This is a genomic window from Spirosoma koreense (assembly GCF_054777875.1).
On the sequence record NZ_BAAHAC010000005.1, the window covers coordinates 729,294 to 755,669 of the forward strand.

Genomic DNA, 26,376 nt, shown 5'->3' on the forward strand with positions numbered 1-26,376 from the left:
GAATTATTGACGTAACGACGATGGACGACTACCATGTTTAAAATTTATAGTTCTTCGGCCGGCTCGGGAAAGACGTACACGCTCACGAAAGAGTACCTCAAGCTGGCGTTGCGCCCCGATGCGAAAGATGACTATTTCCGGCATATTCTGGCGGTAACGTTTACGAACGCGGCCGCCAACGAAATGAAGAACCGGATTCTGCATCGGCTGGCCGACATAGCGGGGACCGAAGAACTGTCGCTGCTCAATGAACTGGTCGGTGAGTTATATGGAGTACTACCCGGTACCGAAGCGTTTGCCATTGCCAAAGACGAGCTACGCCAGAAAGCGGCTTCCGTATTCCGGACTATTCTGCACCGCTACGCCGATTTTAGCGTAACTACCATCGACTCGTTCACCCAGCGCGTCGTGATGGCGTTCACCGACGAGCTGGGCCTGCCGTATTCGTTCGAAGTCGAGCTGGAAACCGACGAAGTGCTCGAACTGGCAATCGATAACCTTATCGAAAAGGCCGGCACGGAGGAAATGGAGGAGATTACGACTATCCTCAGCGAGTACTACGCCCATACGGCCAACGAAGGCAAAAGCTGGAATCAACTCCCCGAATTACTGAAGGAATTCGGCCGGAATCTGACGTCCGACCAGTTCTATAACTCGGTCAATGCTGCTCAGGAACTGTCGCCGGGTGCCATTCGGGCCATTCGGGCGCAATTGATAGCCTATAACCAACAGGTCGAAGCCGATATCGTTGGCCAGGGTCAGCGGGCTTGGAAACGAATCACGGAAGTGGGTTTGGACGAAGCCGATTTTAGCTACGGGGCCGCCGGGGTGGGGGGCTATCTGCGAACCGTTGCCGAAGGCAATGCTGGTAAAGAAGCCGGAACGCGCGTCAGTAACGCGCTCAACAAAGGTGAATGGTACGGGAAAAAGACACCCTTACCGGTGCAGTCGCTTATCGACGGCATGACCGACGAACTGAGCGATTGCATTAGCCAGATCGGTACAATCCGTGAAGAACACGGTCGGCAGGTGGCGCTGTTCGATTGCCTGCTGCCACACCTGCAGAAACTGGCCCTGCTGAAACAAATGCGGGTCGAGTTCGATGAGCTGCTACGGAAAGATGGCCGGGTGCACATCTCCGAATTTAACAAAAAAATCCTGAGCATCGTCGCTTCCGAACCCGTACCGTTTCTGTACGAACGGCTGGGTACCAAATACAATCATATTCTGATCGACGAATTTCAGGACACCTCCCGGCTGCAATTTGCCAACCTCCTGCCACTGATTGAAAATGCCCTCGGAGCCGGTCATTTCAACCTGGCCGTAGGCGATGGCAAACAGGCCATTTACCGCTTCCGGGGGGGCGATATGGACCAGATCGTTGCTCTGCACCGGAAAGATCTGGACAGTCTGAAAGTAGCGCATGATCCTACGTCCTGGACTGCCGACCGGATTGACCGGCTCGATGGGCAACTGGTGGACGAGCGCCTGGATACCAACTGGCGCAGTGCAGAGCCCATCGTTCGGTTCAACAACGATTTTTTTGAATTCACGGCCCGCAAGTTTGAGTATCAGCATCCGAAAGTAACCGATGTGTTCGACGCCGAGCGGCAGTTTCACCAGAAAGCGCAGCCTGATGCCCATGCGGAAGGGCACGTGCAGATCGATTTCGTTCAGAAATCGGAGCTGGAAGGAAAAGACCTGACGGCCGTGATGCTCGACACCACCCTGAAACACCTGGAGAAAGCCCTGACCGATGGGTATCAGTACGGTGATATTGCCATTCTGTGCCGCAAAAAAGCCCATGCCCGCGTTCTGGCCAACGAGCTGAATGCCCGGCAGATTCCGCTGGTGTCGGCCGATTCGCTGTCGCTGGAATTCTCCGATCCGGTCAAATGGATCGTCACGGTCATGCAGGTGCTCCAGCGGCCCGACCACCGGATGCTGCGCTATGAACTGCTGTATTTATTCCATCGGGTCGTACAGGGTATTTTTCCAGACGATCGATTGACGGAAAAGCTGCATACAGTGGCCGAGCAAGACAGTACGTCGGTATACGAATACCTGGCCGCAGAAGGATATCCGCTCGATCCGTATGCGCTGGGACAGCTCAATCCATATGAATTGGCCGAGCGACTTACCGCCCAGTTTGGGTTGTTTCGCCTAGCCGAGCACAACCCGTTTCTCTTCCGCTTCCTGGACGAAGTGCTGGCGTTCAATCAGAAACGAAGCGGGCACCTAAGCGACTTCCTGCTGTATTGGGAAGGCGTGCGGCAGAAAATTTCTGTCGAAGGAGCTTCTACGAACGCAATAAGCATTCAGACCATTCACAAATCGAAAGGGCTCGAGTATCCGGTCGTTATCATTCCCTTTGCCAACTGGAAAGTCGAGCCGATCAGCGACAGCACGATCTGGCTGGATCTAAGCCCGGTTCGGACCGATAAGCTAACGCATGAATCGGGCCCTGGTCAACTGGTCCGACTGTCGTCCGCTCCGGCGAATACGACGCATAAACTGCGCACTACGCCCGGACCCATTGCCGCTCAGTATGAGGAGGAACTGACGCGGACGTTTCTGGAAAACATGAACCTGCTCTACGTTGCCTTCACGCGCCCAACCGACCGGCTGTACGTCATCAGTGAGGCCAAGGAATTCGAGAAAGGGCAACCCAATACCGTCAGCCACTGGCTGCATGCGTTTCTGCGCGATAGCGAGGTCGCGCGTGCCTGCGGCTGTGCATGGCAGGAGGGCCAGTCGACGTACCTGATCAGCCTGTGCGCCGATTCGTTTGTGCATCGGCGGCCGGATGAAAGCCAGGATGAAATCCGGCTAGACGAGATCGTCAGCGGCCACCGCAATCAGGATTTGCAACTGCGTCGGCAGGCCGACCGGGTGTTCGACGTAGCTACGTTTGAGCGCACCCGCGAGCGCGACCGAAAGCTCTGTGCCGCCCTGAGCCTGATCAGGGGCCCCGAAAGCATCGATAAAGCACTCCGGCAGCTCATTGGTGAAGGATTGGTCCGCAATGCCGAGTACGAGGCACTAAAACAAAATTTGCTGGCCATTGTCGAACATCCGGCCCTGGCTATGCTGTTCGATCCCGCCTTACGGATCGACACCGATCGGAGCATTCTGAGCCGAAAGCGCATGCACGGAGCACCACACCGGGTCGTACACCGCTCCGATGGTACGATTATCCTGGTGCAGTATGAGTCGGTAGCAGACCCGGAGACGACAACGAATTATTCGCCGGTCGATGCGCTGCGGTATTTTACGAACCTGTACCGGGAAATGGGTTATCCTGAAGTCGAAGGACGGCTGGTGTATCTGGCCGATACACCCGAGGTCGTGCGGGTTAGCTAGGTGAATAATGAACAATGTAGATTGTAGATTGTAGAATGACTGAACCAGTCTCAAATCTTCTCAAGGTGCGTAGTCAGCCGATGAAATTAATTACATTATTCATTATCCATTGTACATTATACATTCACCCCGCATTTGCGCAGTCGCCTTATGAGCTAAAGACCGGGCGTGAACTCACGACGTTTGGCGTCGGTGCTGTAAGTTACGGGGCGTCGGTGCTGCTGCAGCAAACCATCGATCCGCTTACGGTTAGCGAGATTGCGGGGTTAAATTCGGCTGACATCAATTCGTTCGATCGGTCGGCTACGAAACACTGGTCCATAAAAGCGGGGCAGCTGAGTGACGTGACGCTGGTGGGCAACGTAGCTCTGGCTGGTGCGCTCGCCCTGGGCACCCAGACCATCCGGCAGGATTTTAAAACCGCCGGGATCATGTACCTCGAAACCATCCTGCTGGCCAACGGTATCGAGCGGACCGTCAAGGCTGTTACCCAGCGAACCCGGCCTTTTGTCTATAACCCGGTGGCTCCTCTGGAAGATAAGCTCGAACGCGACGCCCGCCAGTCTTTTTTTTCGGGCCATGCGACCAGTGCTTTTGCCACCGCCGTTTTTACGGGCGAGGTGTTCCGGCATTATTTTCCGCATTCGCGCTTGAAACCGGTTATCTGGATCGGATCGTTGGGGCTGGCGTCAGCTACGGCCGTGCTGCGGTATGAGGGGGGTAAACATTACCCGACGGATCTGATTGCCGGAGCTGCGTTTGGGTCGCTGGTCGGGTGGGGAATTCCGAAATTACACGAAGTGAAGAACCGAAGTAAACTAGGCCACCGACTCGACGTGCAGCCGTGGAGCAGCGGTTCGGCGAATGGAATTTACCTGCGACTCGCAATGTTTTCCCGCTGATGGGTCGTCCCTACCCGACGTATTGTATTGGCAAGTGCTTATCCGACTGATGACAAAAATTACCGATCACATTAAAGCTGCCACCGGCAAACCCATTTTTTCGATTGAAGTAATTCCGCCGATCAAGGGCGACAATTTGAAGAATCTGCTCGACAATATTGAGCCATTGCTGGAGTTCAAACCACCGTTCATCGACGTAACCTACCATCGCGAAGAATACATCGAACGACCGCTGCCCAACGGGACGATTCAGAAAATAGTGACCCGTAAACGACCCGGTACCGTCGGCATCTGCGCGGCCATCATGCACCGGTTCGGCGTCGATCCGGTACCACACGTACTCTGTGGAGGTTTCACCCGCGAAGAAACGGAAGATTTCCTGATCGATCTGCATTACCTGGGTATCGACAACGCACTGGTGCTCCGGGGTGATCCAGCCAAACCCTTCACAACCTTCAAACCGAAGGAGAATGGCTACTCCTACGCCAGTGAACTCGTCGAGCAGGTGGCTAACATGAACCGCGGAATGTATTTGCACGAGGAAGATACACCCCTGGCCCCTAGTAATTTTTGCATCGGCGTGGCCGCTTACCCCGAAAAACATTTTGAAGCCATCGACCACGATTCGGATCTTCATTACCTGAAACAGAAGGTCGATAAAGGAGCAGATTACCTTGTCACTCAGATGTTTTTCGATAACCGAAAATACCTCGATTTTGTCGATCGGTGTCGGCAGGTGGGCATTACGGTCCCGATTATTCCGGGTCTGAAACCATTGAGTACTCGTAAGCAGCTTGAAGTGCTGCCTCGCCTTTTTCATCTGGACATGCCTGAGGATCTGGTGAAAGCGGTGGAAGCCTGCGAAAATGACCAGCAGGCCCGGCAGGTAGGAGTGGAGTGGTGCATTCAGCAGTGTCGCGAGCTGGTGGCGGCTGGAGCACCCGTGTTGCATTTCTACACCATGGGAAAGGCAGATAATATCATGAAAATTGCGCGCGAGCTGTTTTAGCGGCCGTCAAGTCGATCGATGGGCTTCTTAGCCGACGCCAGAATCGTTCTGTCTGAGTTAGGCGTTGGGGGCGCCGGGAATCTCCTGCTTTCTTCTACTTTTGTTGCTGAAAGCAAGCCTGCCGTTACCGGCTTTAATGCTCTGACCCGCTATGATAAAATTCGCTACATCTACCCCCCTGACTTTCGCAGGTGTTGTTTTTGCGTGTTCGGTAGCTCTGGCACAAACGCCCGCTCCCAAAGCCAACGACTCCACCACGCCACTACATCTATTGCAGCCCGATTATCCGGTGCCGTACGGGCCACCGAAAGCCGCCGACGTGACGAATGTGCTGGACCGGGTATATACCTATCTAAACGAGTCGACTCCGGCACAGGTAATCGATAAACAGAGCGGGCAACCAATTACAGATCTAGGTAAATTCAATCCAAATGCCGTCATCAAACCCGGCGATTTTCGCCTGACCAGTTACGAATGGGGCGTTACGTACGCGGGCATGTTACTAGCCAGCGAAGCCACCGGCGACGCCCGATTTGCCGACTACACCAACAAACGACTGGCTTTCCTGAATTCGCTCCGGCCGTATTTTCGGGAGCAGGTCAGCGCCGATCCGCACGCCAATACGTCGCTGCGACCGATGCTGGCTCCGCACGCACTGGATGACGCCGGAGCCATGTGTGCGGCCATGATCAAAGCCGTGCGCGCCGGTGGCGTAAAAGCCGATCTTCGCCCACAGATCGATGCTTATATGAACTACATCCTGACGAAAGAATACCGCCTGGCCGACGGGACCCTGGCGCGCAATCGACCGCAACCCAATACGCTCTGGCTCGATGATCTGTTTATGAGCGTACCGGCACTGGCGCAGATGGGTAAGCTGACCAACGACCCGAAATATTTCGACGAAGCGGTCAAACAGGTGCAATTGTTCTCGAAGCGGATGTTCAACAAAGACAAGGGTCTCTATATGCATGGGTGGGTCGAAGGCATGAGTGTCCATCCGCAGTTTCACTGGGCGCGGGCCAACGGCTGGGCCATTATGACCAATGTCGAACTGCTGGATGTGTTGCCCGAAAACCATCCCGGACGTGGCGCCATTCTGGAACTGTTACGGGCGCATGCGCAGGGGCTGGCTGCCTGCCAGTCGGGAAGTGGGTTCTGGCATCAACTGCTGGACCGGAGCGACTCGTATCTGGAAACTTCCGCTACGGCAATTTACACGTATGCGATTGCCCGGGCCGTCGACCGGGGCTGGCTCGATGCCAAAGCCTATGCTCCGATGGCGCTGCTGGCCTGGAATGCCGTTTCGACCAAAGTTACGCCTAAGGGGCAGGTCGAGGGGACCTGCGTCGGCACCGGCATGGGTTTCGATCCGGCGTTTTATTACCACCGCCCCATCAACGTTTACGCAGCGCATGGCTACGGTCCGGTGCTGCTGGCGGGCGCCGAAGTGCTCAATTTACTGAAGAAAAAATCGTTTGAAATCAACGATAGCTCGCTGCAGGTGATGGATAAAAAATAAAAAGTCTGGCCATGAACGTTCGTGGCCAGACTTTTTATTTTACTTTTCGATTCCGTAAATAGGTTCTTCAGGCAGCCAGGTAATTGCCGACGCCGACGACAACCGTCGACAGGATGACCAGCAAAATACCCGCTGAAATAGTACGCATGGTTGCTTCATTAGCCCCTTTCCATTCGTGCAGATAAAGCCCCCAGAAGCTGCTGAAGGCAATGATAAAGGCCATGTGCAGAGTCCAGCCAGAAAACCGGTAGTCGCCCATTTTGCTGTCGCCCATGCCGTAGAAAAAGAACTGGAAATACCACGTAAACCCTGCTAGCGCGCAGAAAATGATGTTGGCAACAACCGGAGTAGAAATGTTGGTATAGTCGGTATAGGTCCGATTGCGGATGTTGAGGAAAATGGTCCAGATGGCGTTGGTCGTCAAACCGCCGAGCAGAATAATGACCAGGGGGGCATTGTTCATGTAGAGGGGGTCCGTTCCGTGGGCCACGGCTCGTTCGGCAATCGACTGACCAGCTGTCAGCCCAAACGACATACAGGCGCTCATTACCCCCGAAAAAACGGCCACCAGCAGCCCTTTCCGAAGATCGAATTCTTCAATTGTCGCTTTTTTCTGTGCATCCGACAGCGACCGTTCTTTCATGATACCGGCCAGCCCGCAGACCGCGATACCCACCACGCACACGCCTAGCCCCAGAATGATAACCCGACCTGATGTGGTGCTGATCAGTTTGACAAATTCACCCTGCCAGATGGGCGGCACCAGCGTTCCGAAAACGGCGCACAACCCCAGTGTGACGGCCATGCCCAGCGACAGCCCCAGGTAACGCATGGCCAGCCCGAAAGTAAGCCCGCCAAAGCCCCACAAAACGCCCCAGAAATACGTCCACCACAAGGTTTCGCTAGGTGTCTGGTCCAATACGCCGAAGAGGTCTTTCACCGTCAGCGTTCCTAAGATCAGGGGGGCGGCTATCCAGGAGAACAGCCCACCGACGAGCCAGTAGCTTTCCCAGGCCCAACCCCGAACCCGCTTATACGGCAAATAAAAACTGCCGGAGGCAAACCCTCCCAGCGCATGCAAGACAACACCCCAGATTACGGCCACGTTTCGTTCTTTTTTACAAATTTATCTTGTTATGGTTAAGTCACCTTCCCAGTCCTTCCTTCTGGAACCCCCTGCCTGAATGAAATCGCTTGGGCCGTTTGGGTAAGCCAGACCAACCAACGAAACAGGAGAAAAGGAAGCCGGTGAACTTTGGTTAAAACAAGGTTAAATCGAGGCAATTCTACTTGCCTGACAGTCAATATACCTTCTGAACGATGCGTACTCACCCACTCGTTAAGCATCTTTTGCTTCTGTTCAGCGTCGTTGGAGTGACCGCGCACGCGCAAAAACTACCTGATAAGAAAGCTATTCTGGCCAAAATGACGCTAGCCAACGCATATTTCATGACGACCTGGCCCGATCCCGGCCAGGAAATCGTGACCAATAAAACCCGGCCCAGCAACATCTGGACCCGAGCCGTGTATTACGAAGGCTTGATGGCTCTCTACAAAATCGATAACAGGAAGGCCTACTACGACTATGCGGTAGCGTGGGGCGAAAAGCACCACTGGAGCCTCCGAAGCGGACCGGCTACGCGCAACGCCGACGATCAGTGCTGTGGTCAGACCTACCTCGATCTGTATCGCATCGACCCGAAGCCCGAGCGCATTCAGGCAATCAAGGCATCCGTCGATGCGATGCTGCTGAGTGATAAAGCTGACGACTGGAACTGGATCGACGCGCTGCAAATGGCCATGCCCGTTTTCGCGCAGTTAGGGGTACTGTACAAAGACCCGGCCTACTTCGAGAAGATGTACCAGCTCTACGCTTACTCGAAAAACAAACACGGGGGCAATGGACTGTATAATTCTGAAGATCATCTGTGGTGGCGGGATAAAGATTTTGTGCCACCCTACGCCGAGCCGAATGGACAGGACTGCTACTGGTCGCGGGGGAACGGTTGGGTCGTGGCTGCGCTGGTACGGGTGCTGGACATTCTGCCGAAAGACGCTCCGCACCGGAATGAATATGAAAAAACATACCGCGAAATGATGCAGGCGCTCGTTACGCTGCAGCGCCCGGATGGGTACTGGAACGTCAGTTTACACGACTCGGCCCATTTTGGTGGGAAAGAGCTGTCGGGCACCGCGCTGTTTGTTTACGGAATGGCCTGGGGTATCAATCACGGGCTGCTCGACGGAAAAATCTACCGGCCCGTCGTTGCGAAAGCCTGGAACGCCATGGCTACCGAGTCGGTGCACGCGAACGGGTTTTTAGGCTACGTGCAGGGAACCGGTAAAGAACCCAAAGACGGACAGCCTGTCACTTACGACAGCAAGCCCGACTTCGAAGACTACGGCCTGGGGTGCTTCCTGCTGGCTGGAGTGGAGTTGTGGAAAATGAAATAAATAGTACGTTTGCCGTTGCTGAAATTTTCCTGGAATCCCTTACCCCTGACCAATGGAAGAAATTGCCTTTACAATGAAATTGAAGCCCGGCTTCGAGGCCGAATACCAACGTCGCCACGATGAGATCTGGCCGGAATTATCGGCGGCTCTGACCGAAGCCGGTATCCGCGACTACTCGATTTATCTGGATCGTGCAACCGGCACCCTGTTTGCGGTTCAGAAACGGATTACCGGTCATACGGCCAGTGCGTTACCGGGCCAGCCCGTCATGAAACGCTGGTGGGCGTATATGGCTGATCTGATGGAAACAAACCCCGACAGCTCACCGGTGGCTGTGCCGCTGCAACGTGTGTTTCATATGGCTTAGGGGTAGGGCAGATATGCCTGAAGCTGGGCCGCAGCTTGTGCTACAGCCTGGCTTTAGGCATGTCTGCCAAAGAATCGGAGCTTAAACCCGGCGCCGGAAACTAACCTACAGCTAGTCCATTTCTAAATTAGCCTGCTTTTGCACTAGAGGCAAACTTTCAGAAAATCATGACGTTATGGACGTATCAGCGTTCGGCTTATAGTGGCCGTAGCCGTTGAGAAACGACTCCGATTTGAATGGCCATGATTCAACGCAGACAACTGAACAGCAGTGATCCATTTGATCAGCCGTCTGCTTATCAGAAAGAAATCCATCCCAGGCTTCCCGCGCATCTGGGCTACCGGGTTGGTCCGAAAGGTGGGTATATCCTGTGGGATAAACGAACCAGTAACGGCGACGATGGGCAGGAATGGTACGCTTCTTACCGCGAAAAAAAGAAGTATAATCTATTGAAAGCGTAGCGCTCAGCCTCGTCGGCTTTCTGCATCGACATGCTGAGCTCGCTGCTGCTGAGCTATTTTCAAACAACCTTACTGGCTGACAGTTCCGTAATACATATACCTATTCCGGAACGTTATGACTCTGACTAGTAAAGCACCACCGCTGGAACAGCGGCCACCTTCTCTGCCGCCTGTCCACCCGGTTAACCTGACCATCAACGGCGTTGAAAAACAACTTCAACTGGCTCCCTGGACCAGTCTGCTCGATGCCCTGCGCGAATACATGGACCTGACCGGTACCAAAAAAGGCTGCGACCACGGTCAGTGTGGAGCCTGCACGGTATTGGTCGATGGCAAGCGTATCAACTCCTGCCTGACGCTGGCCATCATGCAGGAAGGAAAATCCATTACGACCATCGAAGGGCTGGCGCAGACGCACACCGATGCTGCCGACGGCCTGCACCCGCTGCAACAGGCGTTTATCGACTACGATGCGTTTCAGTGCGGGTACTGCACACCCGGCCAGATTTGCTCGGCAGTTGGCTTGCTGACCGAAGGTCACGCTAAAAACAGAGCCGACATCCGCGAACTGATGAGCGGGAATATCTGCCGCTGTGGAGCCTACACCAACATCGATGATGCCATTGAAGAGGTCATGAACCAGCAATCCGTATGAACAGTTTCACTTACACCCGGGCCGATGCGGTCGATATGGCTGTCGACGAGCGGGCCACTGATGCGTCGGCCAGATTCATTGCGGGGGGCACGAATATCCTTGATCTGATGAAGGAAAACGTGGAGCGCCCCACGCGACTGATCGATATTACCCGCTTGCCCATGGCTACCATCTCCGAAACCCTGGAAGGGGGCTTGCGGTTGGGCGCCCTGATGACTAATGCCGATACCGCCTACGACGAACGGGTGGTGGAGCGTTATCCGCTACTATCGCAGGCTATCCTGGCGGGAGCCTCGCCCCAATTGCGCAATATGGCCACCGATGGCGGAAACCTGATGCAACGCACCCGCTGTTATTATTTTTATGATCTAGCAACGCCCTGCAACAAGCGCGAACCAGGATCGGGCTGTTCGGCCATTAACGGGTTCAACCGAATTCACGCTATTCTGGGGACACGCTATCCGAATAACGAAGGAGAGCTGACCGAACCGCAGTGCATCGCTACCCATCCATCGGACATGTGCGTGGCGCTGGCGGCCCTCGAAGCGGTTGTGCGCGTAACGGGAAAAAATGGTGAGCGCGCCATTCCCTTTGCCGACTTCCATAAGTTGCCCGGCGACACGCCCCACCTGGACAACACGCTCGAAGCCGACGAACTGATCACGGCGATCGATCTGCCCTCGAAAGGCTTTTCGAAAAACCACGCCTACCTAAAATTGCGCGACCGGGCCTCCTACGCCTTCGCGCTGGTATCGGTGGCGGCTGCGCTGGAGCTGGAAGGCAACACCATCACCGACGCTCGGATCGTGCTGGGGGGTGTGGCACATAAACCCTGGCGCAAGCCGGAAGCCGAAGCCGTGCTGGTTGGAAAGCCTGCTACGAAAGAGGCCTTTCAGGCTGCTGCCGAAATCCTGTTGGCTGGGGCGCAGGGCTACGGACATAATACATTTAAAATCGAACTGGCCAGACGTGCTATCGTACGGGCATTGGGCCAGGCCGCTAAACTCGAACCAACCGCATGAGCAACGCCATCGGAAAACCCATCAGCCGCGTCGACGGCCGGGAAAAAGTAACGGGAAAAGCCAAATATGCTGCCGAATTCAATGTGCCCGGTCTGACCTACGGGTATGTCGTATCGAGTGCTATTGCAAAGGGGAAAATCACTCATATCGACGCCAGCGACGCTTTGCGTCTGGATGGCGTTCTGCAGGTATTTACGCATCAAAATCGGCCAAAACTCCCCTGGTTCGATATCAAATACAAAGATCAGGACGCACCGCCAGGTTCGCCGTTTCGGCCTCTGCAGGATGAAACGGTCAAATACAGTGGTCAGCCGGTTGCTCTGGTTGTCGCAGAAACCTTTGAAGTAGCCCGCTATGCAGCCTCGCTGGTTCGAATCGACTATCAGGAAGATACATTCGAAACCAATCTGGAAGAGAACCTGCACAAAGCACGGGATCCCAAAAGTGGCCTCGCCAGCCTGTTGAAACCACCGCCACCCAAACCTCGTGGCGACTTTGAGGAGGCTTACAAAAATGCTTCCGCTCAAGTGAACAGTCGATACGTACACGCGGCTGAGCACCATAATCCCATGGAGTTGTTTGCCAGTACGGTGGTCTATGAGCCGGGCAGGAAAGCGCCTAAACTGACCATTTACGACAAGACCCAGGGGGTAACCAACAGCATTCTGTACGTATCGCAGGTATTCGATATCCCTTTCAAAAACCTGCGGGTAGTTTCACCTTATATGGGAGGGGGCTTCGGGTCTGGCTTGCGACCACAGTATCAGCTATTTATGGCTACTATGGCCGCTCTGGAGCTAAAACGGTCGGTGCGCGTAACCCTGACGCGCCAGCAGATGTTCACCTTCGGGCATCGCCCGGTTACGGTGCAGAACGTGGCGCTGGGGGCCTCTCCCGATGGGGCTATGGATGCGCTTTACCACGATGCCTACGGCGAAACGTCTCAGTTCGAGGACTATACCGAGGTGGTCGTTAACTGGGGGGGCATGCTGTATCCACCCGAGAATACCAAAATGGAGTACAAACTGGTGCCGCTGGATGTGTTTACACCCCTGGACATGCGCGCACCCGGCGGGGTAACGGGTATGTCGGCCCTCGAAGTTGCTGTAGATGAGCTGGCCTATGAACTGGGGATGGACCCGCTCGAACTACGGCTGAAGAATTATACGGAACTGGATCACAATGAAAAACGGCCGTATTCCAGTAAGGAGCTTCGCGAGTGCTTCCGGCAGGGGGCCGAGCGATTTGGCTGGTCGAAGCGCAGTTTTGCGCCCCGGTCGATGCGCCAAGACCATAACCTGATCGGCTGGGGGATGGCTGTTGGCATCTGGGATGCCAACCAGATGGCGGCCCGCGCGGAAGCAGCCCTGCTGGTAAACGGCAAGTTGTGGGTGAGTAGTGCTACGGCCGATATCGGAACGGGTACCTACACCATCATGACGCAGATTGCCGCCGATACGCTCGGCATGCCCATGGAGGACGTGATTTTTAAACTGGGTGACACTGATTTTCCGATCGCTCCCATTTCGGGCGGTTCCTGGACAGCGGCCACAGTCGGGTCGGCAGTGCAGGCTGCCTGTCAGGAAGTAGGAAAATCGTTGCTGAAACTGGCGAAAAAAATGCCCGGTTCGCCATTTAAAAGCGCCAAATGGGAGGATATCGAATTTGCGGATAAGCACCTGCGCCTGAAACAAGACCCGTCGGTTGCTGTATCGTTGTTGACGCTTGTCGATCAGAACGGCGGAAAAGCGGTTCGCGAAACGTCGGGAGCGTTACCGAATGTATTGAAACAGAAAGATTATACCCGCAGCACCCATTCGGCCGTATTTGTCGAGGTAATGGTCGATGAAGAGCTGGGAACGGTGAAAGTGACCCGGGCCGTGAGCGCCATTGCCGCTGGCCGTATTTTAAATCCTAAGACCGCTCGCAGTCAGATTTTGGGCGGTATGGTGTGGGGCATCAGCAAAGCGCTTCACGAAGAAAGCGTCCTGGATCATACCTTCGGTCGGTTCATGAACCATAACCTGGCTGAATATCACGTATCCGTCAACGCCGACATTCATGACCTCGACGTTATTTTTGTGGAAGAACACGATACTATCGTGAATCCGCTGGGTATAAAAGGGGTGGGCGAAATCGGTATTGTGGGGATGCCCGCTGCGATTGCCAACGCCATTTACCACGCTACCGGCAAACGGGTTCGTGATCTGCCGATCACCTTAGATAAGTTGTTATAGCAGAAAGTCAGAAGTGGTCAGTAAGTAGTCATTGATCGCATAACTTGTTTTGCGACCAATGACTACTTACTGACCACTTCTGATTAAAATCTACGCCATCACTTTACCTTCCAGCACCGGGCGTTTGTCTTTGGTTTTGCCCAAAATGCTCAGACTGCTCTGAAACTCGACCTGAACGCCATCCGATCCGAAGCGACAGGTAACCATATCGTAGTGCGCCGTTTCGATAAACCGCCACAGCATCACAAAAGTATTCGGGTCCTGCCAGCTGCCACTGGCCGCTACTTTTCGGGTTTGATCGCCGGGAACGGGCGTTGGTGTCAGCATTAGCGGGGCTACGGCAAACGTCGTTGTGCTGTCGACCCAGCGGCTACCACCACACAGCACCTGATGGCTACCTTTGTCGTCCTGTAGTTTGAAAATACTGCCATCCTTGCCGAAGGTGAGCGAAACCTCTTTTACGTGCATCGGGTTGTCGGCTACCGCATACGTTTTTCCGCTGATCTGGCTCGCTACAGACGTTTCTGCTTTGGAGGTCGTGGGCGGAAGGGTCAAACTGGCCATTTTTTTGGTCAGAATACCTTGCTCGGCCCGATCGGCGGGTAGCCCTACACGCCGAAGCGCTGGGAGTATGTTGTCCCAGACGGCGTTCAGAACGGCCTGCATATCCCCCGTTTCGGAGGTAATAGCGATAACGGCGTCTTCTTTAGGGAGAACGATGCAGTACTGACCATACGCTCCATCGCCCCGGTACGCGTCGTTGCGACAGCGCCAGAACTGGTAGCCGTAACCCTGTATCCAGTCGTTCACGCTGGCATCGCCTTTGCCGCCCTTCGACTGAACTTCGGCGCGGGTCGCGTCGGCAATCCAGGCTTCGCTGACCAGTCGTTTGCCATTCCAGACCCCTTTCTGAAGAAGGAGTTGCCCAAATTTGGCAATATCCTCCGTCTTCAGCCGTAGGCCCCAGCCGCCGGTATTGATGCCCTGCGGAGATACTTCCCAGTCTTCGCCTTCAATGCCCAGCGGCCCAAAAAGCCGGGGCTTCAGGTACTCCAGCACGGTCTGGCCGGTAAGTTTCTGAACAATGGCCGAGAGCATGTACGTCGCCCCGCTATTGTAGACAAAGAACGTGCCGGGCTCATGCTCGACGGGTTGGGCCAGAAACGCCTTGACCCAACTGCTATCGGTGCCGTTCCGGAGCGCCGGCGTGGTGTCTTTATCGTGACCGGTCGACATGGTCAGTAAATCCTTCACGCGCATGGCGGCCAGGTTCTTACTGACCGTAGCCGGCGCGTCGTTCGGAAAAAACGAAACGACCTTATCATCGACGGTCAACCGCTTTTCGGCAACGGCCAGACCGACCGCCGTCGAGGTGAAACTCTTGCTGAGTGAATACAGCGTGTGTTTGAGTTGAGGGGCATAAGGGGCCCACCAGCCCTCGGCTACCACCTGCCCGTGCCGAACGACCATCATGCTGTGTACATTAAGCTTACTGTCTTCCACAGTTTTGATGAAGTTCAGCAGGCCAACGGGGGCCACCCCCTGGGCTTCGGGCAGGCTTCGGGGCAATTTTATCGTTTTGGTGGGCAGTGTCCAGCCCAGCGTGGGTAGGGTAGTGGCGACCGTCAGACCGGCGGCACCAAAGCCCAGTTGTTGGAGAAATTCTCGGCGATTCAGATTCATGGATTTAAATACGATTAAGAGCGGATCGGTATCTTCGGACTAACCTAAGCAGGGTCATATACCTAAAAGAGCGATGTTCGATCAACTTACTATTGTTGCGCAACAGGAAATTAGAGCCCTGTTCCGGGCGGGTAAACCGGCAAAACGTACCGAAAGAGGGGAAGTTTGTGTTTTTTAGACATGATTAGCGGTAATTTGGCGGGGGCGCCTACTTTTATAGCCATAAACTGTCCGGAAATCGACCGCCTGATCTGTCTTCGATGGAAGTATAGGGTTAACACTTGAACGGCTCCGCCGGATTTTATTGATAACTTACCTTACTCATCAATGAATGGAAAACAACTACCACTCTTTTCTTTTCACCGTTTCAATTTATTCTCTCTCCTGGCCTTTTATAAACCAGCGCCTGATGCTTTTGTGCAGAACATGCATCGCAGGCGGCTGGCCACCAGTACAAGAGAACGTGTAAAGCTGTACGACCGTAACTGCTTTTGTCTATGAAATCGTTACTTGCTTCGTTATGGGCCATGAGCTGTTGGCTGCTTCCGCCTGGCTCGGCAACTCACTTTAAATCTGGCGAGGGATCCGATGCTGCTCAGATACGAAATTTACGGGCGCAGTCGAACCGGGCGGTTCAGGCCCGCGATCTGGTTGCCTATGGCCAGTCGATGCTGCCCGACGTGGAGGTGACTCGGGGGAGCGGTACCCACCTGTCGGGGCGGGGGTCGGTGCTGGCGTCGGTTGCGTCCAACTTTCAGGATGCCGCTTTTCTGGGTTACGTCCGCGATCCAGACAATGTGCAGGTCAACACATCGGGCGCACTCGCAGCTGAACATGGCCACTGGACAAGCCGGTTTCAGCGCTCCGACGGCATTCAGACGTTTACGGGGGTTTACCTGGCGATGTGGAAAAAAACTGAATCGGGCTGGAAAATCCGCTCCGAGCTGTTTGTCAGCTTAGGCTGCACCGGCAGTGCGGCCTGCGGAAGATAGGAGCGTAGTTTGTTCTATTGGAGGTAAGTTTCCACATCGAACGAGTCCTATGGCCGAATTTGATGCCATTTAGGACGCTCTATAGGCTTATTGGATTTAAATACTTGTTTTCCATCGCCTAACGGTGGATTGTTGGGGTTGGCATAATAAATCGCTTTTGCCCGCCGGATAAGTTTCAGGGCCGCGGCCAGCCGCTCCTGCGGTGTTTTTGCCTACCAGTAGGCCTTGTCGTAAACGTGGATTTCGTCGGGATTACTGGATTTGCGGATGATGGACATGGAATTTTGGTCAAGAGATCATGAATAATCTCATGATAAAGGTAAGTCCAGAAATTCTCTCGAAGTAATAATTGGGATGCTTTTGTAAGGATTTAAATCAAGTAAGTCGGTATCGCCACTTATTATGTATGAAGCATGTCCACAAATAGCAACTTCAAGAAATTTGTTATCTTTTGCGTCTCGACAATCCGTAATGCTTTCAGTGATTGTAATACTATGTGCGGCTAATGTATAGCGGTTGATAAATAGGCTGGCCTCGAATGGAGTAATATATTTAGCGAATTTAGGTCTGGATAGAACATTAGTTAGTTCGTCCAGGCAAGATACGGACGTCAAGAGTTGACAATGGCGGTAAGCTTTCTCAAATGCTTGCCTACTTGTTGACTGTGCCAATAAAGCCGCACTTACTAAACCGTTGGTGTCAAAAACTATGGCGGGGGGCATCAGTCAGCTAACAATTCATTCAATTTGTCTTCAGTCAAGCCACGTTTAGTTGCTTTGAAGCTAATGTAATCCATCACGTCCAGTAGGTCAGTTGTATCATTGAGGCTATCAGTGATCAAAGCAGAAAGTGCCTGCTTCTGCTCAGCAGAGAGCTGATTATATTTCTGTGCCGCTACATCCGACACCAAAACCTGTACTATACTCATATGATGTTCAAGGACTTTTCGTAAAGATAATAAAGATCCCCTGGAATAATCTTAGCTGTTGGTATAGCGGTCTGGTTAAAAATGGATTGGCTGGTTACAAATACAACTCTTTGCCAAAGAGCACGTTTTCAACACCAATAACTTCGTCGATGTCGTCCCAAAACACGTTATAAGCGCTGATCGTGAAATTGTTACGTTGGCTGAAAGAGGCTGAACTCAACAACGCAGACCAAGCTAATGGAATGGTAATGGTGCGTCCATCACTCAGGCTAAACCCGATTGTGTCGGCGTCGACTTTCACCTCGGTAAACGTTGGCAAATCCGCGAGTTTTGGCCGATGACGGCCTCTATTACTTCGCTTGGTTGTAGTAGTTAGGCTTGATGCCGCTGGTCTGACAGTCGCTTTCATAAGTGATCATAATTAAACGTATGTGTTCACGTATTGCCTTCTCTATTTTCTTTCGCTCAGCAACTTTGATCTTAACAGAATCAGCCAATAGAAAACTGCCATCTTCCCGAATCCAGTATTTACATAATTTAACCCCGTCATCGCCAGCGTGTATATGGCATGGCTCATTCATCAAATCGTACATTCGGTAGAAAAAACGAAAACCGAATAACCGAAAGAGAGTAGGCATGCTGATACTAGTTTACTGACTGATGACATTGATTAGTATGAAATGTCACCAGTCAGTAAACTATTTTGTCAACCTACCCCTTCTTCACCTCTTTCGCAAATGTATCTTTCAGCGTCACCGTTCGGTTGAAAACGGGCTTGTCGGGAGTTGAGTCGGGGTCGAGGATAAAGTAGCCCTTGCGCATGAACTGGAAGTTCGTTTGCGCACCGGAACGGGCCGCTTCGACCAGCGCCGGTTCGGCAAACGCGCGGACCACTTCGAGCGAGTTGGGATTCAGCAGCTCCCGAAACTCGCGCTCATCGGCGGCCGGGTTTTCGACGGAGAACAGCCGGTCGTAGAGCCGCACTTCGGCTTCAACGGCGTGGGGAACCGATACCCAGTGAATCGTACCTTTCACGTTGATTCCCGACGTGTCGGAACCGCTGCGGCTTTCGGGAATGTAGGAGCAACGTAGTTCGATGATTTCGCCCGCGTTGTCTTTCACGACTTCATCGCATTTGATAATGTACGCGCCTTTCAGCCGAACCATACCGCCCGGAGACAGCCGGAAGAATTTCTTCGGCGGGTTTTCCAGAAAATCGTCGCGCTCGATATACACTTCCCGACTGAACGGCACGTTCCGTTCGCCCGCGCTGGGGTCTTCGGGGTTGTTTTCGATAGTCATGATTTCCTCCCGGCCCACTTCGTAGTTCGTAATGACGAGTTTCAGCGGTTTTTCGTCGAGTACGGCCATCACGCGGTGAGTCGTTTTGTTCAGTTCTTCGCGGATGCAGAACTCCAGCAACCCCACGTCGATCAGGTTGTCACGCTTGGCAATTCCGATGCGGTCGGCAAATTCGCGGATGCTGGCGGGGGTATAGCCGCGCCGACGAAGACCCGCGATGGTTGGCATCCGAGGATCGTCCCAGCCATTGACGTGGCCTTCTTCAACCAGTTGCTTGAGTTTCCGTTTACTCATGACCGTGTAGGTCAGGTTTAGCCGGGCAAACTCAATTTGTCGGGACGGGAAAATGGCCAGTTTTTCAATAAACCACTCATACAGCGGTCGGTGTACCTCAAATTCCAGCGTACAAAGCGAATGCGTGATGTGTTCGATCGAGTCCGACTGCCCGTGCGCGAAATCGTACATCGGGTAAATGCACCAGGTGTCGCCTGTGCGGTGGTGATGGGCGTGCTTGATGCGGTACATGATCGGGTCGCGCATGTGCATGTTTGGCGAAGCCATGTCACCTTTTGCCCGCAGCACTTTCGCGCCGTCGGGAAATTCCCGGGCTCTCATACGCCGGAACAGATCGAGGTTTTCATCGACGCTGCGGTCACGATATTGGTTCGTGCGACCGGGTTCGGTGGGCGTGCCTTTCTGCTCGGCAATCGCTTCCGAAGACGAGTCGTCTACGTAGGCTAAACCTTTCTGAATCAGCGTTTCGGCGAATTGATACAACTGCTCGAAGTAATCCGATGCGTAGAATTCGTTCTCCCAGTCGAAGCCCAGCCAGCGTACGTCGTTCTTGATCGAGTCGACGTACTCGGTATCTTCCGTAACCGGGTTTGTGTCATCGAACCGCAGATTGGTCTGACCGCCGTATTTATCCGCCAGCCCGAAGTTGAGGCAAATGGATTTTGCATGCCCGATATGCAGGTAGCCATTGGGCTCGGGCGGAAAACGAGTGTGAACGCGACCCCCGTTTTTGCCATTGGCGCGATCTTCTTCGACTATTTGTTCAATAAAGTTGAGCGCCCGGTCCGCCGAGTTGTTTTCGCCGGAGATCGGTGCTTCAGATTCTGTGGTCAGGTCAGCCATGTCGCTTAATCGCTACGATAAAGGCCCGAAATTACGGTCTTTGGGTGGGTTTGACAAACACAAACGTACGGGTTCTAAACCGAACCCGTGCCGAATCCGTTTATACCTTTGGCTGAATCGAGAGCGTAGCATTACTCAGTAAGGAACTTGCTAAAAAGCTGAGCACGTGTAAAAATCCGGTCTTCTTTGCTGCGCCCACCGAGTTATTTTACGGATGAACGTGCCTGAAAAGTACTTAAGTAGGCGTTTAAGCCCCGTTAATTTCTTATTAATCAGCGAACAAAAACGACATCAGAACGGGTTTGAGATAGTACACGCCGTTGACTATCCTCCCAGGATAGATTTATTGTATACGTGATCTATGAACAAACTATTTATCGGCTTACTGTTCGCGATTGGCTGGTTTCTGTCGCCCGGTCTTTTTGCGCAGAAAACAACGGATTCGCTTTCGAAACAAGCGTTTCTTACTGATTGCATCAATTACGCGTTAACCCACCAGCCCATTGTCCGGCAATCGGCTATCGATCAGGAAATTGCCGAACGCACCGTGCAGAGTGCATTGGCGGCCTGGTATCCACAGGTGAGCGGATCGTACAACCTGCTGCACTACCTCAAACTGCCCGTTACGCTGATTCCCGACGCCACCACGGGCGAAAAGAGACCCGTAGCACTCGGCGCTCAAAACACCTCCACGGCTTCGCTTTCGGTAACGCAGAGCATTTTCAACCGCGATGTGCTACTGGCCAGCCGGACCGCCGACGCGTACCGCGTTCAGGCAGCTCAGACTACGGTTCAGAACAAAATCGAGGTCGTTGTCAATGTCAGCAAAGCGTTTTACGACCTGATTCTGACCCAGCGCCAGGTAGATATTCTGGGCGAAGATATCGCCCGGCTGCAGCGAAGCCTGCAGGACGCAACCAACCAGTATCAGGGGGGCATCGTCGATAAAACCGATGCGCAACGGGCGAAGATTGCCCTGAACAACTCCCTGGCCCAGCGCAAGCAATACCGCGATTTGGTGGGGTCGAAGTATCAGACACTCAAGCAATTGATGGGGTATCCACCCAATAGTCAATTAGCGGTCGGCTACGATTCACTGCAACTGACCACCGATGTGGCCATGGATACGCTGCTGTTGGTGAATCCACAAAGCCGGATCGAGTATCAGCTTTTACAAACCCAGGGCCGTCTGCTGGATGCCAATGTTCGCTATAACCGCTGGGCTTATCTGCCGTCGGTGTCGGCGTTCGGAAACTATAACCTGCTGTATCAGAACAATGTATTTACGCAGCTCTACGGGCAATCGTTTCCCAACTCGGTCATTGGCTTATCGGTGGCGTTACCCATTTTTCAGGGCGGTCGACGAATCCAGCAAACCAAGATTGCGGAGTTGCAGGTACAGCGGCTCCGCTGGGATCTGGTAGCCCTCAACAGTGCGATCGATGCTGAATATGCACAGGCGCTGGCTACGTATAAAGGCAATCTGGCCAATTACCTGGCTTTGCTGGAAAATCAGCAACTGGCCGAGGATGTGTATCGAATCATCAATCTACAGTACCGCTCGGGAATCAAAACCTACCTAGACGTTACCATTGCCGAAGCCGATTTGAGAACCGCGCGACTGAATGTATCAAATGCACTATATCAGGCGCTGATCAGTAAAGTAGATGTACAGCGGGCGCTGGGGAACATTCGATTTTAACCTTTAGGGCCGACTCTGTTAGCCAAACAAACGAGATTTTTGCTATTATGAAGCTATATATAAATTCAGTGGTAAGCAGTATCGCTTTAAGTGTTTTCCTGGTCGCCTGCGGCAAGAAAGATGCCCAGCAGCAACAGGGGCCACCTCCCCCAGCTGCTGTTACGGCCGTAAGAGCCGAAAAAGGCAGCGCAACGTACTACGACGAATTTCCGGCAACCGTAACCGCCCTGCGCGAAGTAGAGATCCAGCCGCAGGTAGCCGGCAACATCACGGGTATTTTCTTTCAGGATGGCCAGCGGGTCAGCAAAGGACAGAAGCTGTACTCGATCGACCCGCAGCAGTACCGGGCCAGCTACGACCAGGCTGTGGCGAACCTGAACGTCCAGAAAGCGAACCTTAACCGGGCGCAGAAAGACGCCGACCGGTACAACACCCTGGCGCAGCAGGACGCCGTGGCCAAACAACTGGTCGACAATGCCAACGCAACCCTGGAAGCAGCCAGAATGCAGGTAGCGGCTTCGGAAGCCTCCATTCAGCAGGTAGCAACCAACCTGAAGTATACAACCATTTACGCGCCACTGGACGGTACGATCGGGATTTCGCAGGTCCGGCTGGGCGCGGCCGTCGCACCGGGTTCGGCCGCTCTGAATACCATTTCGGAAGATAACCCGATTGCCGCCGATGTTCAGGTCGATGAATCGCAGATCTCACGGTTTATTGGGCTTCAGAACAAAAAGAACGTAACGCAGGATTCGACGTTCCGGCTGGTCTTGCCCAGCGGTCAGGTGTATAAATACCCCGGTTCCATCCAGATCGTCGACCGGGCGGTCGATCCGCAAACCGGTACCCTGCGTGTTCGGATCGCTTTTCCTAATCCGGACAAGCAACTGAAACCCGGCCTGAACGGCAACGTTCGGGTGAAAAACAGTACGGGACAGCCGCAACTGCTGATACCCTACCAGGCCGTAACTGAGCAGATGAGCGAATACTTCGTGTTCGTCGTGGGCGATAGCAGTAAGGTCAGCCAGAAGAAAGTTACTCTGGGCGCGCGGATCAACGACAAGGTCATTGTAAAAAATGGGCTGAACGAAGGGGAGATGGTCGTAACGGAAGGAACGCAGAAAATTCGAGACGGTGCGAAAGTACGGGTTGCTGAACCCGGCCAGCCCGGTGGGCCAAAACCGGATTCGAGCAATAGACAAACAGCTGCAAAATAACGGTCGAAAGCGTAAACGAGCGGATGAGCACGCCCCGACGTGGGGCATTCAGTCGGTCGCGTATTCGGTCTTACATTCTCTGAAATTATGTTCGCAGAAATATTCATCAATCGGCCTGTAACGGCTATCGTCGCGTCCATCGTAATTGTGGCGCTGGGGGTGCTGGCCCTGTTGAGCCTGCCGGTCAGCCAATACCCCGACATTACCCCGCCGGTTGTGCAGGTAACGGGAACGTATACAGGCGCTGATGCCCAGACCGTCGAGCAGACGGTGGCCACACCCATCGAAACCCAGGTGAATGGTACGCCGGGGATGGACTACGTGCAGACCAACGCCACCAACGACGGCCGGATGACCATGAACGTGACGTTCAAGGTCGGCACGGACGTCAACATTGCCGCGCTGGACGTTCAGAACCGCGTGGGTATCGCGCAGCCGCAGATTCCGCAGGAAGTGACCCGTCTGGGGGTTGTGGTTCGGAAGCGGAACCCATCGATTTTTATGCTGGTGGCGATGTATTCGCCGAACGGCACGCACAATGTTTCGTTCCTGGACAACTATACCAACATCTACATCCGCGACGCACTGCTGCGGGTGCCGGGGGTAGGGGATATTTTCAGCCGGGCCGATGACTTCAGTATGCGAATCTGGCTCAAACCCGACAAGCTGACTCAGCTGGGTATGACGCCGGATGACGTGGTAGGAGCCCTCCAGGAGCAAAACCTGCAGGTGGCCGGTGGGTCGGTGGGTGCTTCGCCCCAGCCTTCGACGCAGGCCTTCGAGTATTCGGTCTTCACCAACAGCCGGCTCAGCAAGGAAGATGAATTCCGGAAAATCGTCGTTCGCAGTGATCCGAGCAAGGGGTCGCTGGTTTATCTGGAAGACGTTGCTCGAATTCAGCTGGGTAAGTTCTCGTACGCCAGCAACTCGTTTGTCGATGGCAAACGGGCATCGTACCTGCTGGTCTATCAGCTGCCGGGCAGTAACGCCCTCGAAACGGCCAAGGGCGTGTATGCGGCCATGGATAACCTCAAGAAAACTTTCCCGAAAGACATCGAATACGTCGTGCCGTTCGAGTCGGTATCGGTAATTCAGGTGTCGATTTCGGAAGTAGTCGAAACGTTGCTGGAAGCTCTTGGCCTGGTGGTATTGGTGGTGTTTCTGTTCCTGCAAAGCTGGCGGGCTACGCTCATTACCCTGCTGGCTATTCCGGTATCGATCGTCGGTACGTTCGCGCTGTTCGTGCCGCTCGGGTTTACCGTCAATACTCTGACACTCTTTGCGTTCGTACTCGCCATCGGGATCGTGGTCGATGATGCCATCGTGGTGGTGGAAGCCGTCCAGGTAAACATCGATAAGGGCATGTCGCCGAAAGATGCCACCCGAGAAGCCATGCGTGAGATTTCGGCCCCGGTTATTGCCATTGCGCTGATTCTGGCGGCTGTGTTCGTGCCGGTCGGGTTTATTCCGGGTATCGTGGGGCGGCTCTATCAGCAGTTCGCCATCACCATTGCCGTGTCGGTACTGATCTCGGCTTTTGTGGCGCTGTCGCTGACGCCCGCGCTGTGTACGCTGCTGCTGCGTCCGATGCACATCGATGAAAAAGCGACGGGGCTAAACAAATTTTTCTATAAGTTCAACACCTGGTTCGAGCGGGTCACCAACTCCTACTCCAATGCGGTGCAGCGGCTGATCAAAGCCACCCCGCTGGTGATCGTTGGGTTGATCGTTGTGTACGTTGGAACCGTGTTTATGTTCCGTGCAAAGCCGACGGGCTTTATTCCGACCGAAGACGAAGGCCGGTTGATTGTTACGTACGAGATTCCGGAAGCCGCTTCGACCTCACGCAGTCTGGTGGTGCTCAACAGAATCATGAATATTCTGAAAGAGCAGCCTTATGTCAATCACTTCGCGGCTTTGGGCGGTTTGAATGCCGTGACGTTCGCATCGAAATCGAACAGTGGTACCGTATTTATGCAGTTGAAACCCTGGGACGAACGGAAAGATCGGAAACTTCAGGCCGACTCGCTGGTAGCGAAATTGCAGAAAGCGCTGGCCGGCCTGAACGACGCCCGGCCGCAGGTGCTGCAGCCGCCCGCAATACCGGGCCTGGGGCAGAGCTCCGGGTTTACGTTTGAAATTCAGCAGCGCGAAACCAACGACGACGTACGGGCATTCGACAACGTGGTGCAGAATTTCCTGGCCGAAGCCAACAAACGTCCGGAAATCGGTCGGGCTTTCACGTATTTCACGGCGAAAACACCCGCCTACCGGGTCGATGTCGACCGGGATAAATGTAAAAAGCTGGGTATTCCGGTTAGCTCGGTATATACCACCATGCAGACGTATCTGGGTAGTCAGTATGTCAACGACTTCATTATCTACGGGCGTAAGTTCCGGGTGGTAGCGCAGGCCGATACGATGTACCGGACCGATCTAACGAATCTAAATCAATATTATGTGCGTAACCAGGGTGGACAACTGGTGCCGATCAGCGCGGTCATTAAAACCAGCATCATCGAAAACGCTCCGCTCATTTCGCACTTCAACCTGTTCCGTACGGTCGAGCTGAACGGGATAGCACGGGAAGGGTACAGCAGCAGCCAGGCCAACGATGCCCTGAGGGAAGTGGCAGCCAAAGTGCTCCCCGCCGGGTATTCCTATGACTTTGGCGGACTGAGCCGCGAGGAGATCAACGCGGGCAACAGCTCGTTGTATATTTTCCTGCTGTCGGTCGGGTTCGTATTCTTATTTCTGGCGGCTCTGTACGAAAGCTGGTCAGTGCCGTTCTCGGTCCTTCTGTCGGTACCAATTGGGGCAATGGGGGCCATTATTGCCCTGCTGTTGTTTCCGTACCTGACCAACAACGTCTATGCGCAGATCGGTCTGATTACGCTGATCGGTCTGGCGGCCAAGAACGCCATCCTGATCGTGGAATTTGCCAAAGAACGGGTCGATAAAGGCGAGGACCTGCTCGAATCGACCATCGAAGCGGTTCGGTTGCGGCTGCGTCCGATCCTGATGACGTCGCTGGCGTTTATCCTGGGAGTGTTCCCGCTGGCCCTCGCGAGTGGGGCAGGGGGCGTCGCACGGGCTACCATCGGCCGGACGGTATTGGGTGGCATGTTGGCTGCTACGTCGCTGGCTATTTTCGTCGTGCCGGTGCTGTACGTGGCTATTACCCGGTTAGCTTACGGAAAGAAAGGGCTGGAAGAGCTGAAGAAAAACGCGAAAAAAGACCAGAAGCCCGACGAACATGCCGACGCCAAACTACAGCCTGTTCCGGCCAACGGCTCAAACGGGCACGGTGGCGACAAAGTTCGTCATTGAGAGGTAACCCCAACAGGACTACTGTTTCTGTGATTTCACCTACGTGAGAGTGCCAAAAGAGCTTATTAAATCCGTCCTCTTTGTAAGAAGACA

The 26,376-nt window shown here is 54.0% G+C and carries 21 protein-coding genes; 14 read left to right on the top strand and 7 right to left on the bottom strand.

Translation table 11 applies throughout. The features are described from left to right. Positions 1-33: 33 nt before the first annotated feature. From ACYVC2_RS08875 to ACYVC2_RS08890, 4 genes are all read left to right on the top strand, one after another. Positions 34-3,363, top strand: coding sequence for a UvrD-helicase domain-containing protein (locus ACYVC2_RS08875; RefSeq protein WP_461101948.1), 3,330 nt, complete (start codon positions 34-36; stop codon positions 3,361-3,363). Positions 3,364-3,443: 80 nt separating this feature from the next. Further along, positions 3,444-4,265, top strand: coding sequence for a phosphatase PAP2 family protein (locus ACYVC2_RS08880; RefSeq protein ID WP_461101949.1), 822 nt, complete (start codon positions 3,444-3,446; stop codon positions 4,263-4,265). A gap of 49 nt (positions 4,266-4,314) precedes the next feature. Continuing rightward, positions 4,315-5,274, top strand: coding sequence for a methylenetetrahydrofolate reductase [NAD(P)H] (gene metF, locus ACYVC2_RS08885; protein WP_461101950.1), 960 nt, complete (start codon positions 4,315-4,317; stop codon positions 5,272-5,274). A gap of 151 nt (positions 5,275-5,425) precedes the next feature. Further along, positions 5,426-6,796 carry a glycoside hydrolase family 88/105 protein gene (locus ACYVC2_RS08890; RefSeq protein ID WP_461101951.1) on the top strand — a complete coding sequence of 457 codons (1,371 nt, stop codon included), beginning with the start codon at positions 5,426-5,428 and terminating at the stop codon, positions 6,794-6,796. A gap of 67 nt (positions 6,797-6,863) precedes the next feature. On the opposite strand, the gene rhaT is transcribed toward ACYVC2_RS08890, so the two are convergent. Further along, the gene (rhaT, locus tag ACYVC2_RS08895) at positions 6,864-7,901 is read right to left on the bottom strand and encodes an L-rhamnose/proton symporter RhaT (RefSeq protein ID WP_461101952.1); all 1,038 of its coding nucleotides are present in this window, start codon (positions 7,899-7,901) and stop codon (positions 6,864-6,866) included. A gap of 215 nt (positions 7,902-8,116) precedes the next feature. Between rhaT and ACYVC2_RS08900 the strand changes: the two genes are divergently transcribed. The 6 genes from ACYVC2_RS08900 to ACYVC2_RS08925 all read left to right on the top strand — a co-directional run bounded on the left by ACYVC2_RS08900 (position 8,117) and on the right by ACYVC2_RS08925 (position 13,992). After that, positions 8,117-9,250, top strand: coding sequence for a glycoside hydrolase family 88/105 protein (locus tag ACYVC2_RS08900; protein WP_461101953.1), 1,134 nt, complete (start codon positions 8,117-8,119; stop codon positions 9,248-9,250). A 52-nt stretch (positions 9,251-9,302) separates the two neighbouring features. Beyond that, positions 9,303-9,617 carry an L-rhamnose mutarotase gene (rhaM, locus tag ACYVC2_RS08905; protein ID WP_461101954.1) on the top strand — a complete coding sequence of 105 codons (315 nt, stop codon included), beginning with the start codon at positions 9,303-9,305 and terminating at the stop codon, positions 9,615-9,617. Positions 9,618-9,859: 242 nt separating this feature from the next. After that, positions 9,860-10,078, top strand: coding sequence for a hypothetical protein (locus ACYVC2_RS08910; protein ID WP_461101955.1), 219 nt, complete (start codon positions 9,860-9,862; stop codon positions 10,076-10,078). A 115-nt stretch (positions 10,079-10,193) separates the two neighbouring features. After that, the gene (locus tag ACYVC2_RS08915) at positions 10,194-10,733 is read left to right on the top strand and encodes a (2Fe-2S)-binding protein (RefSeq protein WP_461101956.1); all 540 of its coding nucleotides are present in this window, start codon (positions 10,194-10,196) and stop codon (positions 10,731-10,733) included. Next, entirely contained in the window at positions 10,730-11,755 is a 1,026-nt protein-coding gene (locus tag ACYVC2_RS08920; RefSeq protein WP_461101957.1) for an FAD binding domain-containing protein, read from the top strand. Before ACYVC2_RS08915 ends, ACYVC2_RS08920 begins: the two co-directional genes overlap by 4 nt. Then, entirely contained in the window at positions 11,752-13,992 is a 2,241-nt protein-coding gene (locus tag ACYVC2_RS08925) for a xanthine dehydrogenase family protein molybdopterin-binding subunit (protein ID WP_461101958.1), read from the top strand. The genes ACYVC2_RS08920 and ACYVC2_RS08925 overlap by 4 nt, the downstream gene beginning before the upstream one ends. Positions 13,993-14,082: 90 nt before the next feature. Here the strand turns inward: ACYVC2_RS08925 and ACYVC2_RS08930 are convergent, their stop codons facing one another. Continuing rightward, a complete protein-coding gene (locus ACYVC2_RS08930; protein ID WP_461101959.1) occupies positions 14,083-15,675 on the bottom strand; it encodes a serine hydrolase domain-containing protein in 1,593 nt (530 codons plus the stop codon). Between the two features lie 497 nt (positions 15,676-16,172). Between ACYVC2_RS08930 and ACYVC2_RS08935 the strand changes: the two genes are divergently transcribed. Next, a complete protein-coding gene (locus ACYVC2_RS08935) occupies positions 16,173-16,667 on the top strand; it encodes a YybH family protein (protein WP_461101960.1) in 495 nt (164 codons plus the stop codon). Positions 16,668-16,975: 308 nt separating this feature from the next. On the opposite strand, the gene ACYVC2_RS08940 is transcribed toward ACYVC2_RS08935, so the two are convergent. The 5 genes from ACYVC2_RS08940 to ACYVC2_RS08960 form a co-directional block, all read right to left on the bottom strand. Then, positions 16,976-17,389 (bottom strand): putative toxin-antitoxin system toxin component, PIN family, encoded by a 414-nt coding sequence (locus ACYVC2_RS08940; protein ID WP_461101961.1) that lies wholly within the window; start codon positions 17,387-17,389, stop codon positions 16,976-16,978. Then, positions 17,389-17,595, bottom strand: coding sequence for a hypothetical protein (locus tag ACYVC2_RS08945; RefSeq protein WP_461101962.1), 207 nt, complete (start codon positions 17,593-17,595; stop codon positions 17,389-17,391). Before ACYVC2_RS08945 ends, ACYVC2_RS08940 begins: the two co-directional genes overlap by 1 nt. A gap of 94 nt (positions 17,596-17,689) precedes the next feature. Next, a complete protein-coding gene (locus ACYVC2_RS08950) occupies positions 17,690-18,004 on the bottom strand; it encodes a DUF2442 domain-containing protein (protein ID WP_461101963.1) in 315 nt (104 codons plus the stop codon). Continuing rightward, a complete protein-coding gene (locus ACYVC2_RS08955; protein WP_461101964.1) occupies positions 17,946-18,233 on the bottom strand; it encodes a DUF4160 domain-containing protein in 288 nt (95 codons plus the stop codon). The genes ACYVC2_RS08950 and ACYVC2_RS08955 overlap by 59 nt, the downstream gene beginning before the upstream one ends. Positions 18,234-18,306: 73 nt before the next feature. Then, on the bottom strand, positions 18,307-20,034 hold the full coding sequence (locus tag ACYVC2_RS08960) for a glutamine--tRNA ligase/YqeY domain fusion protein (protein WP_461101965.1): 1,728 nt from the start codon (positions 20,032-20,034) through the stop codon (positions 18,307-18,309). Positions 20,035-20,395: 361 nt separating this feature from the next. On the opposite strand from ACYVC2_RS08960, the gene ACYVC2_RS08965 reads away from it, so the two are divergent. The 3 genes from ACYVC2_RS08965 (at position 20,396) to ACYVC2_RS08975 (ending at position 26,283) form a co-directional block, all read left to right on the top strand. Next, positions 20,396-21,736, top strand: a complete 1,341-nt coding sequence (locus tag ACYVC2_RS08965) for a TolC family protein (protein WP_461101966.1) — start codon at positions 20,396-20,398, stop codon at positions 21,734-21,736. Between the two features lie 47 nt (positions 21,737-21,783). Continuing rightward, positions 21,784-22,953, top strand: coding sequence for an efflux RND transporter periplasmic adaptor subunit (locus ACYVC2_RS08970; protein ID WP_461101967.1), 1,170 nt, complete (start codon positions 21,784-21,786; stop codon positions 22,951-22,953). Between the two features lie 87 nt (positions 22,954-23,040). Further along, entirely contained in the window at positions 23,041-26,283 is a 3,243-nt protein-coding gene (locus tag ACYVC2_RS08975) for an efflux RND transporter permease subunit (protein WP_461101968.1), read from the top strand. The last annotated feature ends 93 nt before the right edge of the window (positions 26,284-26,376 follow it).

Bases quoted from the DNA above. Each gene is read 5' to 3' on its own strand.
- ACYVC2_RS08875 (WP_461101948.1), top strand. From the start codon at position 34: ATGTTTAAAATTTATAGTTCTTCGGCCGGCTCGGGAAAGACGTACACG.
- ACYVC2_RS08880 (WP_461101949.1), top strand. From the start codon at position 3,444: ATGAAATTAATTACATTATTCATTATCCATTGTACATTATACATTCAC.
- metF (WP_461101950.1), top strand. From the start codon at position 4,315: ATGACAAAAATTACCGATCACATTAAAGCTGCCACCGGCAAACCCATT.
- ACYVC2_RS08890 (WP_461101951.1), top strand. From the start codon at position 5,426: ATGATAAAATTCGCTACATCTACCCCCCTGACTTTCGCAGGTGTTGTT.
- ACYVC2_RS08900 (WP_461101953.1), top strand. From the start codon at position 8,117: ATGCGTACTCACCCACTCGTTAAGCATCTTTTGCTTCTGTTCAGCGTC.
- rhaM (WP_461101954.1), top strand. From the start codon at position 9,303: ATGGAAGAAATTGCCTTTACAATGAAATTGAAGCCCGGCTTCGAGGCC.
- ACYVC2_RS08910 (WP_461101955.1), top strand. From the start codon at position 9,860: ATGATTCAACGCAGACAACTGAACAGCAGTGATCCATTTGATCAGCCG.
- ACYVC2_RS08915 (WP_461101956.1), top strand. From the start codon at position 10,194: ATGACTCTGACTAGTAAAGCACCACCGCTGGAACAGCGGCCACCTTCT.
- ACYVC2_RS08920 (WP_461101957.1), top strand. From the start codon at position 10,730: ATGAACAGTTTCACTTACACCCGGGCCGATGCGGTCGATATGGCTGTC.
- ACYVC2_RS08925 (WP_461101958.1), top strand. From the start codon at position 11,752: ATGAGCAACGCCATCGGAAAACCCATCAGCCGCGTCGACGGCCGGGAA.
- ACYVC2_RS08930 (WP_461101959.1), bottom strand. From the start codon at position 15,675: ATGAATCTGAATCGCCGAGAATTTCTCCAACAACTGGGCTTTGGTGCC.
- ACYVC2_RS08935 (WP_461101960.1), top strand. From the start codon at position 16,173: ATGAAATCGTTACTTGCTTCGTTATGGGCCATGAGCTGTTGGCTGCTT.
- ACYVC2_RS08940 (WP_461101961.1), bottom strand. From the start codon at position 17,389: ATGCCCCCCGCCATAGTTTTTGACACCAACGGTTTAGTAAGTGCGGCT.
- ACYVC2_RS08945 (WP_461101962.1), bottom strand. From the start codon at position 17,595: ATGAGTATAGTACAGGTTTTGGTGTCGGATGTAGCGGCACAGAAATAT.
- ACYVC2_RS08950 (WP_461101963.1), bottom strand. From the start codon at position 18,004: ATGAAAGCGACTGTCAGACCAGCGGCATCAAGCCTAACTACTACAACC.
- ACYVC2_RS08955 (WP_461101964.1), bottom strand. From the start codon at position 18,233: ATGCCTACTCTCTTTCGGTTATTCGGTTTTCGTTTTTTCTACCGAATG.
- ACYVC2_RS08960 (WP_461101965.1), bottom strand. From the start codon at position 20,034: ATGGCTGACCTGACCACAGAATCTGAAGCACCGATCTCCGGCGAAAAC.
- ACYVC2_RS08965 (WP_461101966.1), top strand. From the start codon at position 20,396: ATGAACAAACTATTTATCGGCTTACTGTTCGCGATTGGCTGGTTTCTG.
- ACYVC2_RS08970 (WP_461101967.1), top strand. From the start codon at position 21,784: ATGAAGCTATATATAAATTCAGTGGTAAGCAGTATCGCTTTAAGTGTT.
- ACYVC2_RS08975 (WP_461101968.1), top strand. From the start codon at position 23,041: ATGTTCGCAGAAATATTCATCAATCGGCCTGTAACGGCTATCGTCGCG.